The following is a 14,425-nucleotide window of genomic DNA, read 5'->3' as shown; positions in this document are numbered from 1 at the left end:
ATGATTTCCCTCACTCACTTTGATTTTTCTGCTAGATTTCTCTTCATGTAGACAGACTTCACCAATTTCTATCTATCCTAAAAGAAAACAGCAGTGGAGTATCCATAGCCACAAGGTAAGAACATCAATATTTTCTTTTTCATGACCGGAACACTCCCTTTTGATTGCGTGAGCAAGGTTTTGATTATCTATATAGTACCTGAAACGAGACGTTCAGTCAAAATGGTTTATAGACGATAGCGCGCAATATCGTGATTCAATCGTATGCTTAGTTCATTGAGCCTTTCTGCTGCTTTTGCCACATTGGATATGGCTGTCACTTGTTCGTCTGTGGATGCGGTGATCTCTTCGATCGCAGCGGCATTTTCCTGAGAAATATGGGCTGCGCCTTGCATGGCTTTTGTGATGAGGTCGTTTTGCTCTAGTAATGCATTCAGCTCTTTTGCCATGGCGTCTGTTTCAACGATGGTTTGTGAAATCGACGTAGAGATGGCATTGAATTCATGTTCTGTTGCATGTACCGCGTCATCTAACTCAGCGAAACGATCCATTGTGTTTGACATCATGTCGGCTGTTGCCGTCGTTTCTTCTTTAATGCCTTGTACCATTTGCTGAATTTGCACAGCTGATTGTTTTGTCTGCTCTGCTAAATTCCGCACTTCACTCGCCACAACCGAGAAGCCCTTGCCGTGCTCTCCTGCGCGTGCTGCTTCTATGCTGGCATTCAGCGCAAGTAAATTCGTCTCATTTGAAATACTTTCAATCGTATCTGTAATTTTAGAGATATCCTGTACTTTTGTACTTAATTGCTCAATGCCTGCTCTAATGCCTTGAGACGCTTGAATGGATTGTTCATTTGATTGTTTTAATTGCTGAACAATTTGCTGGCCCTGCTGCGAAGATTGATTCGATTGGTCAGAGATTCGTTTAATTTGGTCACTTTGTTCTTTGACGTTCTCAATGGATTGATTGAACTGGGTCATTTGTTGATTCGCTACATCAAGGTCCGATGCCTGATGAAGTGTTCCAGTCGATATGTCACCAATCGCTCGGCCAATCTCTTCACTGCTAGCTGAGGTTTCTTCAGATATTGCTGATAAATCTGTCGCTGATTCGACGAGTTGACTGCTCGTCTCCTGTAGACCGCTTACAAGTGTCCGGAGTTCTCCTGACATATGATTAAAGCCTTTTGCCAGCTGTCCAATTTCATCTGTTGTTTCTTTTAAACTTGTGCGTTCAAGATTCCCCGCCGCAATTTCTTTTGAAGCAGCAGTGACTTGTTTGAGCAGTCTGACCTTTCTTCGAGCAGCTAAATAAAAGACGCCAAGACTGAGAAGAGCGACACCTGCTGTAATGAGCATGATATAGAGCTTCATCTGCTCTAATTCTTTATAAAATTCATCCTGAAAGACGGCAATGCCGATACTCCAATTCCAGGGCGTGAACTGGCTCATATAGGCAAGCTTTTGCTTTTCTTCCCCAGTGGCATCGTCCTTATCTAAATAGGTCACATAGTGTGCATCCTCGCCTTCTGATTTGGCTCCAGCGACCATTTTTTCACGATTGGTCGTGTTATCTGGAATGACGCCAATGTCATTGACAGGATGGACTTGAGAGGAATAATCTGCTCCATATGCGACAAGATAGCCTTTATTTTTATAGATAAAATCTGACTTTTGAAATTGGTACCCTTTCCCGTTGTCATTTTTTGGCCCGCTCAAGTAAATGCGGGCTTGTTCCTGTGCCTGATCGAGCGTCAGTTCTTTTTTCTCTACACGATCATTCAACTGTTCAAGTGTAGCCATTGCTCCGCTGACGATGTGCTTTAAATCTGCTTTCCCCGCATCAATTAAGACATGTTTCGCTAATAAATACCCCGTTGTCCCAACAAGTCCGCCGGTTAAGATCGTGATGACGATAATGGCAGACATTAATTGAAAAAAGACACTCCTTGACGCAAACATTTTCCTTTTCATATACAAATTCCCCCTTACTTCATATATCGACAAACGGGGTAAAGTATTAAAAAGTCATCAAAAAATCCCTTTCACTCGTTGGAAAGGGATTTTCTAATTATCGATCTGTTTCTTTAAGAATGGCTTGATAGAGAGCATCTGCTGGCGTGAGGCCACATACTTCTTCCAGCACACCTTCAATGCCTTTTTCTTTTCTTAATGCCTGCAAACGAACCGCTTCTTCGTCTTCGGCAAAGTCATAAGCGAGAGCTGCAGCAATGCCTTTGATTAAGTACACTGGCTGCTTGATCTTTTTCGCCGGACCGATTAAACGGTCATCTGCTCCTAGCTTTCTAAGAGGAGAGCGTGCGACGCGAGTGACTTCGTCGGAGATAAAAACATTTTCGAATCGTTTGATGATTTTTTGAATATACGCATCATGTTCTTCTTTTTCAAAGCCATATGTGTCGATTAAATAACTGCCCGTTTCGTGCAGTGCGCCTTCAACCACCTTGCGAATCTCTGGTGTATCGACGGCTTCTTTAATCGTTTGAACGCCTTGCTGATACCCGACATAAGCCGCTAGTGCATGTCCTGTATTGACAGTAAAGAGCTTGCGCTCAATATACGGCGTCAAATCTTGTACAAAGGTCGCTCCGTCAATTTGAGGAACGTCCCCAATAAAGCCAGTCTCATCAATGACCCATTCGAAAAATGGCTCGACTGATACTTTTAAAATGTCCTCATGGTGCTGAATCGGCACAATGCGGTCCACAGCAGCGTTTGGAAAACCAACTGTTTTTGATAACGCTTCTTGTTCCTCTTCTGTTAGATGAGAGAAAACGGCTTCTTTTAAATGAGAGCTGCCTCCAATCATATTTTCACATGCCACGATGTTGATGATATGGTCAGGCTTTTTCTGTTTCAATCCTTCAGCAATCGATGAAGCAATGATCTTCAAAACGGTTGGTCCAACAGCTGTTGTAATCAAATCGGCTGATGCCACCGCCTCTGTTAATGCCGCTGGGTCTTGTGCAGAATTGATCGCTGTCACTGGACCGACTACTTCTTGCTTCTGACCTGGTGCTGCGAGTTCAACCGTGTATTCTCCTCTTGCATTCAGCTCGTTGATGACCGCTTCATTTACATCAGTGAAGACAAGCTCAAAGCCTGATGTTTTTAACAAAGAACCGATAAACCCTCTGCCAATATTCCCTGCTCCAAAATGAAGTGCCTTCATGTTAGTTCACCTCGTTAAAGATGGCGATCAATTCATCCTGATCCTTTGCATGGATGATGCGTTCTACATTTTCCTCTTCTGAACAGACAATCGCAATTTGAGAAAGAATATCGAGATGTTCGTTGTTTTTACCTGCGATGCCAAAGACGACTTTGGCGATATTTCCTTCGCCGTATTCAACGCCACCTGGAATTTGAATGATGGAAATCCCAGAATGAAGGACAGCTGCTTTCGCATCCTCTGTTCCATGAGGAATCGCAATCCCGTTGCCCATAAATGTAGACGAGATATTTTCTCTTTCAAACATTTTGTCAACATAATCACTTGTGACATAGCCATTTGCCACTAGGACTTCGCCTGCTTTTTTAATGGCTTCTTCTTTCGATCCTGCTTGTTCGTTTAGAAATATATTGTCTTTTGATAGTACTTGTTTCATGAATGATCACACCTTTTTTTAGAATGGAAAATCAAGAAAACAACCAAAACGGGGAGTTCAATGAAGAAAAATTGAACTCAACCCGTTTCGCCATGTTATTTTTTCAATTTCTCAATTAGCTCATCGTATTTCGGGCTGTTTAAGAAATTATCAACTGAGATATGCACAGCGCCTGGCAATTTTGCCTTGGCTCTGTCTGTTAAATCTTTATGAGTGAAGACCACATCAGCATCATTTGGAATGTTGCTGATGGATGTGTTTGTCACATCAATATCAAGCTCTGCCTTTTTGACTTTATTCTTTAAGATGGATGCGCCCATCGCACTTGAGCCCATTCCTGCATCACAGGCAAAGATGATTTTGTTCACATCATCTGGATTGACATCACTTGGAGATGCTGCTTGCTCATTTGCTTCAGCGTCTTCTTTTTGTGCTGTAAGAGCAGAGGCGGCTGCGCTTTTCTTCCCTTTCATGTCCTGCATTTTTTCTGTTGCTGCTGTTAAGTCTTCGTCAACTGCTTTTGAAGCTTTTAAAATCACAGAAGCGACAAGGAATGAGACGACGGTAGCCACGACAACACCTGCTAGAACAGCAAGATGTCCGCCTTTTGGTGACATCAGCATGAGAGCGATAATACTTCCTGGTGACGGCACAGCCTTTAAGCCTGCATTTAACAGGGTAAAGGTCAGAACGCCGCTCGCTCCCCCTGCAATCACCGCCAAAATGAGCTTTGGTTTCATTAAGATGTACGGGAAGTAAATCTCATGAATTCCTCCTAAAAATTGAATGACAATCGCACCCGGTGCAGACTGCTTTGCATTCCCTCTTCCGAAGAACATGTATGCAAGTAGAACACCTAAACCTGGCCCTGGGTTTGTTTCAAGCAAGAACAGAACGGACTGCCCTGTCTTCGCCGCTTGCTCTACTCCTAAAGGACCTAAAATTCCTTGGTTAATCGCATTGTTTAAGAACAAGACTTTCGCTGGTTCAATGAAAATACTTGCCAGCGGAAGCAAATGTGCATTCACAATGATATCTACACCTGCCGCAAGGGCTTTATTTAGACCAAGTACCACTGGTCCGATGGCGTAGAAGGCAATCGCGACAAGAATGGCACCTAAAATCCCTGCCGTAAAGTTATTCACAAGCATTTCAAAGCCCGATTTGATTCGATCTTTGAAGAGCTGATCAATTTTCTTAATCAAGTAACCGCCAAGTGGTCCCATGATCATGGCACCTAAAAACATTGGAATGTCCGAACCGACAATGACCCCAATCGTCGCGGTTGCACCGAGTACCCCGCCTCGATGGTCGTATACGAGTTTACCGCCTGTGTAACCGATTAAGAGCGGCAGTAAGTAGTTGATCATTGGGCCAACAAGTGAAGCTAATTGTTCATTTGGCAAATAGCCACTCGGAATGAATAATGCCGTAATGAGTCCCCAAGCGATAAATGCTCCAATATTCGGCATAATCATGCCGCTTAAATAGCTTCCAAAGCGCTGTACTTTTACGCGGAATCCGCTTTTTTCCTGCATCTATGAAAACTCCTTTCTTCTTTCCCTTTATTTAGGGCTTTATAGGTCAAAAGATATAAGAACAAGTGTCAGTGAAGCCCTTAACCTTATCGTAAAACGCTTTCACTTTCCCTTCAATTGAAACTAAATGTCACTTTGTCACTTAGTGTGTGACAAAATTGAAATATGATGTGAATTCTCTGTCAGAGCATAGGACAAATAGAGTAAAAAAGTTGATGTGCCGTGGTTTTGACGCAAAATTCATTGGAATTTCACAACTTTCAAATCGTCACTTCTTGTTTCCTCTTCTTAAATCGAATAGGCTTATACATGATCAAACCTATTCAATCAAGAAATGTCTGCGCAGACATGACACAGAAAAAGTGAACCATCTTGCTGTTTGTTTCGTTTACCTTTTAGAGTGAGCGGCACAATAGGAGGAGCGGTTTTTTCTGTGACTCACAGTTTACTGCCGCTTTCTTTCTGATACATGAGACATTTTCATAGGTAGAAAGGCGGTTATACACTTGTTGAAACATAGTAAGTGGCTTCTGCTCCTTATCGTTACGTTTGCTTTTTTCATTCCAAAGGAAGCATTTGCCCATGCATACGTCGTCAGCTCGAATCCAGCAGCAAATGAAGAGCTGGAGAAGCAGCCTCCTTCGGTCTCTATCACATTTAGTGAAGGAATTGAAAGTGGATTTCATGCCATTAAGGTGCTAAATGCAAAAGGGGATCGTGTGGATCAAGGTGATACGGTCATCAAAGATCAAAAAATCATGGAAGCTGCTTTAAAAAAGGGTTTACCAAAGGGAATTTACACCATTCAATGGAATGCGGTATCAGCAGACGGGCACTCTGTCTCTGGCATGATCCCGTTTAGTATTGGCAAAGCGGATGGCGGTTTTGACCAATTAGATCAAGGTCAAACGAATGAATCCATCGATGTTGCCTCAACCATTGACAAAGCCTTTCTTTATACGTCGTTTAGCTTATTTCTCGGGACCATTTTGTTTGGACTGTTTTGGTTTAAAGCAGCCATTTCACCTGTATTAGCGAAACGAATGAAATGGCTTTTGACATTGTCACTGGTCATGATGGGCGGTGCACTCGTGTTCCAGCTGCCGATTCAAACAAAATCAGCAGCAGACGTGTCTTTTTGGGGAGCATTTCAGCCAGCGCTTTTACAAGAAACCATTGCATCGACTTCTGGCGGTAGTTTGTGGATGATGCTCATGGTGTCATTTGTGCTTCTAACCATTTGGAGCCTAGTTGCGATGAAAAAAGGGGATTTCACTTCTTTTCGGGTATGGTTGTTTCCACTGCTCCTATTCGCAGTACTTCTCTGGCTGAAGGCACAAATCGGACATCCAGCAGCAACGGATAATAAAATACTGACAACGTCACTTGATTTCATCCATCTCGTTTCTGCATCAATCTGGGTCGGTGGTTTAACAGCCATTGTGCTTTTATTGTTGAAGAAGCTGCCAAATGAAGATCAGCCGCTCATACGGAATACGTTAACAGCATTTCACCCTTGGGCACTGCTCTCTGTTGGACTCATTGTGTTTTCAGGATTTGTAAATGCGATCTTTATTTTGCAATCGTTTGATGCTCTTTTCGAATCAGCATACGGACGAACCTTTTTAATCAAGCTTGGCTTATTTATCTTGATGGGCCTTCTTGGGCTTGTCCATTACTTGATGCTAAGATGGGAAAAGAAACAGAAACAAAACGTTTCGTTACGAGCTGAGTGGATCATCGGAATCGCTATCTTGTTATTAACAGCTGTATTCACCAATATCCCGAGCCCTCCTCCGCCTGCACCTGAGCCGTTCTTCGGCGCAAACCAAGTGGAGCATCGTGACATTGTGTCCATGAGCATTACCCCTAATGCCCCGGGCAAAAACACATTCGAGGTCGCATTTACGAAGAAGGATGGACAAACGATTACTGATATTCAATCTGTGTCAGCCAAGATCCATAAAGTCACCTTATTCGGTGAAGAGAAACCGAGTGAATTTCAGCTGAAACGATTAAAAAATGGTCATTACTCTGCTGAAAACCTCTTGTTAAATGAAAAAGGTACTTGGAAAATTGACATCCATGCGTTAACTGGTTCTTTTGAAAATATTGATACCACATTTATTAGAAGAAACTAAAAGGAGTTCATACCATATGAAAAAATACGTTAAAGCTTTATTACCAATGCTTCTCGCTTCATTTTTATTGGCGATTCCTGTAAGTGCTCACGTCACAGTCAAACCTGATACGTCTGCGACAAATGCGTGGGAAACCTATACGTTAAAAGTTCCTTCTGAGAGTGACAGCCCAACGACTAAGGTTGTCTTGACAATACCTAAAGGCGTCGAATTCCAACAATATGAGCCAGTCTCTGGATGGAAAACGTCAACTGAAGAAAAAGATGGCAAGGTGACAAGAGTGACTTGGGAAGCAACCGGTAAAGGCGTGCTTGCCGGACAGTTCCAGCAATTCGTTTTTGTAGCGAAAAACCCTGAAAAAGCAGGGGAAGCTGCATGGGATGCGTATCAATATTATAAGGATGGAACGGTCGTTGAATGGACTGGCGATCAAGATGCTGATAAGCCGCATTCGATCACAAACATTGTCGCATCTAATACGGTAACGGATTCACATGGTCAAGAAAAACCAAAAGAAGAAAAGGCATCTGAAACAGCCTCCAATTCTTCTTCACCACTTGTGCTAGGGTTGTCCATTGCTGCTCTAGTCGTAGCACTGATTGCGCTTGTGCTTGCTTTTAGAAAGAAATAATTGATTCGTAAGCGATCGTTTTCACGGAAACGATCGCTTTGTTTCTTTCCGCCTTGCATGAACACGAGATGCAAGGCTTTGCCTGCAAGCTTGGACGATCAACCTCCATTTTCCCAACCTATTATTACCAATATAGGATTGAATAGGATGATGACGCATGCCATAATGAGACACATGACCACCTAGGAGGCTATAAGATGAACCATCTAATTATATTTGCTCATCCCCAGCAAAGCTTAAATCAAACCTTATTAGATCTTGTTGTCAGCACTCTTTTGAACAATGGTCATAAAGTGACTGTTCGTGATGTTTATGCTCTTGGTTTTTCACCAGAACTAAGCATCTTGGAAAAGGCTGCGATCAAACGGGGTGATGTCCCAATTGCCATTCAAACAGAGCAGAAGCTGATTCAGCAAGCAGATGTCCTAACGTTTATTTTCCCCATTTGGTGGACAGGCTTACCCGCTATGCTAAAGGGCTATGTAGAACGCGTTTTTTCTGAGGGCTTCGCTTATCAAATCAATGAGCATGGGGCTATTGAAAACCTGCTTCGGCACAAAAAAGGTGTCATTATCAACACGCACGATGCTCCAAGGACCTTTCTTGACTCTAACCGGATCGTTTCCGCTTCCCACCGAATGACATCAGATACAGAAGTCTTCAATTTTATTGGTGTTGAGCCTGTTGAACGACTTTTGTTCAGCAGCATGGAGCAGGCACCAGCAGATTACATCCACGACATTCTGAAAGAAACAAAAGAAACGGTGGAGCAGCTTTTTCCGCCGGCTGTTTAACATAAAAAAGACTGCCGAGATTCCTTATTCGGACAGTCTTTTTCACGTCTATTCGTCTAAACCAATGGATACATATTTGGTTTCTAAATAAGGTTCGATCCCTTCGATGCCGCCTTCACGGCCAATTCCGCTTTCTTTCATTCCTCCGAATGGTGCTTGAACAGCCGATGGGCCGCCATCATTCCAGCCAATAATCCCGTAATCAAGATTCTCTGAGATGTAGAGGCCGTTTCGATAATTTTCTGTAAAGAAATAAGCTGCAAGACCAAAAGGTGTATCGTTCGCTAATTCAATCGCTTCATCTAGCGTTTTGAACGTCGTAATCGGTGCCACTGGTCCAAAGGTTTCTTCATGCATGATGTTCATGGAAGGGTCCACATGTGTGAGAACCGTTGGCTGGACAAAATAATACGACTTGTCATCATCGAAATGCGTATCTCCGCCGACAAGGATTTTCGCCCCTTTATCGACTGCATCTTGAATTTGGCTGACAATTTTATCAAAGCCACGCTTGTTGATAATTGGGCCGATGGATGTGCCCTCTTCAAAGCCATTTCCCACTTTCAGCTTTTCGACCTCTTTGCTGAAGCCTTGAGCAAATGCTTCATGAATGTCTTCATGCACAATTAAGCGGTTGGCACAAACACAGGTTTGTCCTGCATTACGGAATTTAGATGCCGCTGCTTGTTTGACAGCTAGTTCAAGATTGGCATCTTTGTCTACGATGAGCGGGGCATGACCACCAAGCTCCATTGATACGTGCTTGACTGTACTTGCACTGTTTTTGATCAAATGCTTTCCGACTGGCGTTGAGCCTGTGAACGTGATTTTGCGAATCAATGGACTATCTGTGAATATTTCACCGACTTCTTTTCCATCTCCAACCACCCATTGCAGGGCATCCTCTGGAATTCCGGCTTCGTGGCCTAATTTCACAAGTTCAATAGCCGTCAGCGGCGTATCTTCGGCAGGCTTCACAATAAAGGTACAGCCCGCTGCAAGTGCTGGTGCTGCCTTTCTCGTGATCATGGCTGCTGGGAAATTCCACGGTGTAATGGCCGCAACAGGTCCAACTGGCTGCTTTGTGACAAAAAGGCGTTTGTTCGTCGTATGTGACGGAATGGTTCTGCCGTAGATTCGTTTGCCTTCCTCTGCGTACCATTCAATATATCCAGCCGCATAAACGATTTCGCCTAATGCTTCTTGATACGGCTTCCCGTTTTCTTCCGTGATGATTTTTGCGAGCCTTTCTTTATGTTCAATCATGAGATCAAACCACTTGCGAATGATATTGGCACGTTCATGCGCTGACGTTTTTGCCCATACTTTGAATGCTTGATGTGAGCGCGAAATGGCGTCTTCGATCTGTTCTTTTGTATGCTGAGCAACTGAAGCAATTTCTTCTCCTGTTGCAGGATTATACACTTTGAGTTCGTTTGTCATGCTCTACCGTCTCCTTCGTTCTTGGATTCATTACATATAGTATATACCCAATGAGTGCCCAACCTAAAAGCAATATCCATTCAGCTGGCCATGATAAGGAGGCCGGCATCCCTGGAAAATAAAATGAAAGAAAAAGGAGACTTAGCCCGATGGCTAAAACGCCTGTCGTTCGCCAATATTTAATGCGGTACGGACGCTCAAGCTCTGGTTCTACTTTGCGAAGTCTCATAAAAGCAATGGACACAATTAAGTACCCGACGATGATCCCGACACCGCCCGCATTGACAATCCATACGAGAGCAGGGCGCCCTAATAATGGAGCGAAAAAGGCCAAAGCACCAAGAAATAAAATGGCATTTGTCGGCGTTTTATACTTTGGATGAATATACGCAAACCATTTGGAAATCATGCCTCTTTCCGCCATCGCGTATAGAATACGGCTTGCACCGATAATAAAAGCATTCCAGCTCGTCACAATCCCTGCTACACCGCCAATGACAAGCACTGTCCCAAATGCTTGATGACCGAGAAGCTGCACCATGGCATCTGCTGTCGCCAATGAAGAGGCTTCAAGCTGTCCTTTTGATAGCCCCGCAGCTACCCCAAAGACAATAAGTAGGTAAAATACGACCGCACTCACGATGGAGATAATTAAAATTCTCCCAATGATTTTCTTTGGCGCATTAATCTCTGCTGCTACTTGCGGAATCACATCAAAACCAACGAATAAAAAAGGAATCATGACTAACACGGCCATAAGCCCGCCAACCCCGCCTTGAAACATTGGCTCAAGGTTTGCAAAATCTCCATTAAAAGTCGCGCCGCCTAAAAGGAGAAAGCCTGTCAAAATAATCGCTACTGTGAACACAGACTGAAAAATGGCTGCGGGCTTTGCCCCAATGTAATTCAGTGCTGTTAAAAACAGTGCACCGCCAGAACCAATCAATACCCATGTGAAATAAACGTCCCATCCCCCTATATTCCATAGGAAGCCAACATGCTGTGTTGGAATCACATAATCAATAACTGTCGGCAAGGCAACAGCCTCAAACGTAATGACGGACACATAACCAAACAATACGCCCCATGCTGAGACGAACGCTGATTTCATCCCAAATGCCCGCTGGACAAAGACGAGCCCTCCGCCTGTCTCTGGAATCGCAGACGAAAGCTCAGCATACGTCAGTCCAATAAAAATGACGAGAATACCGCCTATAACGAAGGCAATCACACTGCCTAAAAATCCAGCTGTTAAAATCCAATCTCCCGAAAGTACAACCCAGCCCCATCCAAGCATTGCACCAATGGATAAAAACAGTACGTCAGACTGCGACATGGTTTTTGCCATTTGTTGTTTTTGCATACAACCATCCCCCTTTGTTGTTTAGCGTGCTTTGAAGGCGTCCTCGATGATCCCTAGTCCTTCATGAAGCAGCTCATCTGTGATGACAAGTGGTGTTAAAAAGCGAATAATATTCCCATTAATCCCTGCCGTTAATAAGAGTAGTCCGTGCTTGTTTGCATAGACTGCAATCGCTGCGGCTGTTTTCTTATCTGGTGTACGCGTTGTTTGATCTTCCACAATTTCAATCGCCGCCATTGCCCCTAATCGGCGTACTTCCCCAATGAATGGATACGTTGTTCTCCAATCATTTGCTTTCTCCTCAATGACTTGTCCGATGTGCTCAGATCGTTGATTCAATTGTTCCGTTTCAATAATATCAAGAACCGCTAGTGCTGCCACGCAGCCTAATGGACTTCCTGCATATGTTCCCCCTAGCTCCCCTGGATCTGCCGCATCAAGCAGTTCTTTTCTGCCGACGACACCGCTCAGCGGCAGGCCAGCTGCAAGTGATTTTGACACCGTGATTAAGTCAGGCACCACATCAAAGTGCTCAATCGCAAAATATTTCCCTGTTCTCGCAAAGCCTGTTTGGATCTCATCTGCTACAAAGACAATCCCGTGTTGCTGACAGAATGAAGCGACATGCTGAACAAAACGCTTCGATGGTACAATGAATCCGCCCTCCCCTTGGACTGGCTCCATGACCACACACGCAACGGTTTCTGGTGCAACGGCAGCGACGAAGAATTGATTGAATTGATCAATGATGTACTCATCGTAGGCTGCATCGCTTAACCCTTCTGGCTTCTGATAGTAATACGGGTATGGCGCTTGATACACCTCTGACGCAAATGGTCCGAACCCAAATTTATATGGCTTGACCTTACTCGTCATGCTCATCGTCATATTCGTTCTGCCGTGGAAGCCTCTTGTAAACGAGACAACGGCCTGTCTTTTCGTATATTTACGTGCAATTTTCACCGCATTTTCAACGGCTTCTGCGCCTGAATTGAGAAAAATGGCTTTCTTGTCATGATCGCCTGGTGTGAGGCGGCATAGCTTTTCAGCTAATTCAATATACGATTCGTACATCATCACGTTGAATCCTGGGTGAATCAGACTGTCTGCCTGTGCTTTGACGGCTTCCACAACCTTTGGATGTGAATGCCCTACATTTAACGTACCGATAGCACCGGCAAAATCGATAAAACGTTTCCCATCGATATCGAACAGCTCGGCTCCCTTCCCTTTTGCTGCAAGATGACGGTTGCCATTACTCACGCCTCTTGCGACATATTGATCTCTTTTCCCCTGCCATTCCTCTGTTGAAAAACGGTTTGTTGTCGTTTGACTCATTGTCATCCATCCCCTTTATGTCTTTTTTATTATTCTGAATATTTTTTGGTATGATAGAAAGTACCAATATCATTTTTTTCATGGTACCAGAGAGGAAGGAATGACAAGATGCTGACAATTCAACTAGACCAAACAGGGGCAAACGGATTTATTTATCATCAAATTTATACAAAAATTAAAGGTGAAATTTTAAATCGAAACCTTCAGCCGCATGATCAATTACCTTCCAAACGAGAGTTAGCCGATACTTTAAATGTCAGCGTCAATTCAGTGAATGGCGCATATCAGCAGCTGCTTGCCGAGGGATATTTATATTCGGTTGAACGCAAAGGTTTTTTCGTGGAATCACTAGAAACGTTTCATGAATCAGGTCAGCTGAAACCCTCTACACTCCCAGCAGATTTAAAGGAAGAGCCGATTGCACGGGACGATTGGTATTCCTTTTCACATATCTCAGTCGATACCACTCATTTTCCCTTTAAAAGCTGGTTGAAAAGTGAACAAAAGGCGATCAGCCTCCACCAAGAAGCGTTTGGCGAGCTTCCGCATCCACAAGGTGTGTACGAGCTTCGGGAAACGATTGCCCGGTTAATCGGGCTGGCAAGAGGAGTCAAATGCTATCCAGAACAGCTCATTTTAAGTGCAGGCACGCAGTCGCTTATCCATTCGTTATCAAGTATTCTTCCAGCCGATCAAGTATACGGGTTAGAAAACCCTGGCTATCGCCGGCTCTATCAAATGCTAAAAAACAATCATCACCGAATTGAAACGATAGGCATTGATCAAAAAGGAGTGCGGATGAGTGACATTCAGAAGAAAGAGCCGAATGTGTTGATCATTACCCCTTCACATCAATTCCCAACAGGGGTGATTATGCCAATTTCCCGGCGGATTCAGCTCTTAAACTGGGCAGCCGATGAGCATGACCGTTATATCATTGAGGATGATTATGACAGTGAATTCAAGTATGGGACTGACAGCATTCCAGCACTGCAAAGTTTGGATCGATATGACAAAGTGATTTATATGGGAACCTTTTCAAAATCATTGCTGCCAGGCTTAAGGCTAAGTTACATGGTGCTCCCGCAGCATTTATTGAGACGTTATAAAGAAGAACAGCACTTCTTCATTCAAACAGCCAACCTTTTTACACAATACACCCTTCTTCATTTTATAAAGGATGGGGCGTATCAGCGACATATCAAAAAAATGAATGGTTTATATGAGGAAAAGCGGAAGCAACTCATTGAAGAGCTCGACACGGTGTTTGCTGACAACGTGCGGATTATTGGGGAAAATGCTGGACTTCATTTTATCGCAGAGTTCCGTTCAAACCGCACGCAGCATGAGATTTTACAGCGAGCCAAAGAAAGAAAGCTGAAAATGTATGGAATGGACCGTTTTACCCTTGATGAGCAATTACCGGGGCATCAGGAAGGATTTGTTCCGCTCGTCCTCGGCTTCTCTCATATGAGACCAGAGGATATTGAGCCGGCGGTAAAACGTCTGTATGAGGCGATTTATGGGAAATAAAACAGCCAGCTGC

At 43.8% G+C, this 14,425-nt stretch carries 11 protein-coding genes; 4 read left to right on the top strand and 7 right to left on the bottom strand.

Annotation, left to right across the window (positions count from 1 at the left end):
* Positions 1-227: 227 nt before the first annotated feature.
* The 4 genes from MHB79_RS02180 to MHB79_RS02165 all read right to left on the bottom strand — a co-directional run bounded on the left by MHB79_RS02180 (position 228) and on the right by MHB79_RS02165 (position 5,169).
* Positions 228-1,976 carry a methyl-accepting chemotaxis protein gene (locus MHB79_RS02180; protein ID WP_251191116.1) on the bottom strand — a complete coding sequence of 583 codons (1,749 nt, stop codon included), beginning with the start codon at positions 1,974-1,976 and terminating at the stop codon, positions 228-230.
* 97 nt (positions 1,977-2,073) lie between these two features.
* Complete coding sequence (locus MHB79_RS02175) at positions 2,074-3,195, bottom strand: mannitol-1-phosphate 5-dehydrogenase (protein ID WP_335364928.1); 1,122 nt, start codon at positions 3,193-3,195, stop codon at positions 2,074-2,076.
* Between the two features lies 1 nt (position 3,196).
* The gene (locus MHB79_RS02170) at positions 3,197-3,631 is read right to left on the bottom strand and encodes a PTS sugar transporter subunit IIA (RefSeq protein ID WP_335364929.1); all 435 of its coding nucleotides are present in this window, start codon (positions 3,629-3,631) and stop codon (positions 3,197-3,199) included.
* Between the two features lie 95 nt (positions 3,632-3,726).
* A complete protein-coding gene (locus tag MHB79_RS02165) occupies positions 3,727-5,169 on the bottom strand; it encodes a PTS mannitol transporter subunit IICB (RefSeq protein WP_003213904.1) in 1,443 nt (480 codons plus the stop codon).
* Positions 5,170-5,675: 506 nt separating this feature from the next.
* On the opposite strand from MHB79_RS02165, the gene MHB79_RS02160 reads away from it, so the two are divergent.
* From MHB79_RS02160 to MHB79_RS02150, 3 genes are all read left to right on the top strand, one after another.
* Positions 5,676-7,310 carry a copper resistance CopC/CopD family protein gene (locus MHB79_RS02160; RefSeq protein ID WP_137055610.1) on the top strand — a complete coding sequence of 545 codons (1,635 nt, stop codon included), beginning with the start codon at positions 5,676-5,678 and terminating at the stop codon, positions 7,308-7,310.
* 16 nt (positions 7,311-7,326) lie between these two features.
* A complete protein-coding gene (locus MHB79_RS02155; protein WP_003214390.1) occupies positions 7,327-7,941 on the top strand; it encodes a YcnI family copper-binding membrane protein in 615 nt (204 codons plus the stop codon).
* 197 nt (positions 7,942-8,138) lie between these two features.
* Positions 8,139-8,735, top strand: a complete 597-nt coding sequence (locus MHB79_RS02150; protein WP_137055609.1) for an NAD(P)H-dependent oxidoreductase — start codon at positions 8,139-8,141, stop codon at positions 8,733-8,735.
* Positions 8,736-8,783: 48 nt separating this feature from the next.
* On the opposite strand, the gene MHB79_RS02145 is transcribed toward MHB79_RS02150, so the two are convergent.
* Genes MHB79_RS02145 through gabT form a run of 3 tightly spaced genes read right to left on the bottom strand, consistent with a single transcriptional unit; the run spans position 8,784 to position 12,879 of the window.
* The gene (locus tag MHB79_RS02145) at positions 8,784-10,178 is read right to left on the bottom strand and encodes an NAD-dependent succinate-semialdehyde dehydrogenase (RefSeq protein ID WP_340988825.1); all 1,395 of its coding nucleotides are present in this window, start codon (positions 10,176-10,178) and stop codon (positions 8,784-8,786) included.
* A complete protein-coding gene (locus tag MHB79_RS02140) occupies positions 10,153-11,541 on the bottom strand; it encodes an APC family permease (protein WP_044140510.1) in 1,389 nt (462 codons plus the stop codon). The genes MHB79_RS02145 and MHB79_RS02140 overlap by 26 nt, the downstream gene beginning before the upstream one ends.
* 21 nt (positions 11,542-11,562) lie before the next feature.
* Positions 11,563-12,879, bottom strand: coding sequence for a 4-aminobutyrate--2-oxoglutarate transaminase (gene gabT, locus MHB79_RS02135; RefSeq protein ID WP_340988823.1), 1,317 nt, complete (start codon positions 12,877-12,879; stop codon positions 11,563-11,565).
* Between the two features lie 108 nt (positions 12,880-12,987).
* Between gabT and gabR the strand changes: the two genes are divergently transcribed.
* A complete protein-coding gene (gabR, locus tag MHB79_RS02130) occupies positions 12,988-14,412 on the top strand; it encodes a MocR-like transcriptional regulator GabR (protein ID WP_335364933.1) in 1,425 nt (474 codons plus the stop codon).
* The last annotated feature ends 13 nt before the right edge of the window (positions 14,413-14,425 follow it).

The organism is Bacillus sp. FSL M7-0558, from assembly GCF_038003245.1.
In the GTDB taxonomy this organism is placed as follows: Bacteria; Bacillota; Bacilli; order Bacillales; family Bacillaceae; genus Bacillus; species Bacillus pumilus.
Note: the sequence above shows the minus strand (reverse complement) of the source record. Positions and strands in the feature narration are given on the sequence as shown.

Coding starts and splice junctions, on each gene's coding strand:
- MHB79_RS02180 (WP_251191116.1), bottom strand. CDS start 1,976: ATGAAAAGGAAAATGTTTGCGTCAAGGAGTGTCTTTTTTCAATTAATG.
- MHB79_RS02175 (WP_335364928.1), bottom strand. CDS start 3,195: ATGAAGGCACTTCATTTTGGAGCAGGGAATATTGGCAGAGGGTTTATC.
- MHB79_RS02170 (WP_335364929.1), bottom strand. CDS start 3,631: ATGAAACAAGTACTATCAAAAGACAATATATTTCTAAACGAACAAGCA.
- MHB79_RS02165 (WP_003213904.1), bottom strand. CDS start 5,169: ATGCAGGAAAAAAGCGGATTCCGCGTAAAAGTACAGCGCTTTGGAAGC.
- MHB79_RS02155 (WP_003214390.1), top strand. CDS start 7,327: ATGAAAAAATACGTTAAAGCTTTATTACCAATGCTTCTCGCTTCATTT.
- MHB79_RS02150 (WP_137055609.1), top strand. CDS start 8,139: ATGAACCATCTAATTATATTTGCTCATCCCCAGCAAAGCTTAAATCAA.
- MHB79_RS02145 (WP_340988825.1), bottom strand. CDS start 10,178: ATGACAAACGAACTCAAAGTGTATAATCCTGCAACAGGAGAAGAAATT.
- MHB79_RS02140 (WP_044140510.1), bottom strand. CDS start 11,541: ATGCAAAAACAACAAATGGCAAAAACCATGTCGCAGTCTGACGTACTG.
- gabT (WP_340988823.1), bottom strand. CDS start 12,879: ATGAGTCAAACGACAACAAACCGTTTTTCAACAGAGGAATGGCAGGGG.
- gabR (WP_335364933.1), top strand. CDS start 12,988: ATGCTGACAATTCAACTAGACCAAACAGGGGCAAACGGATTTATTTAT.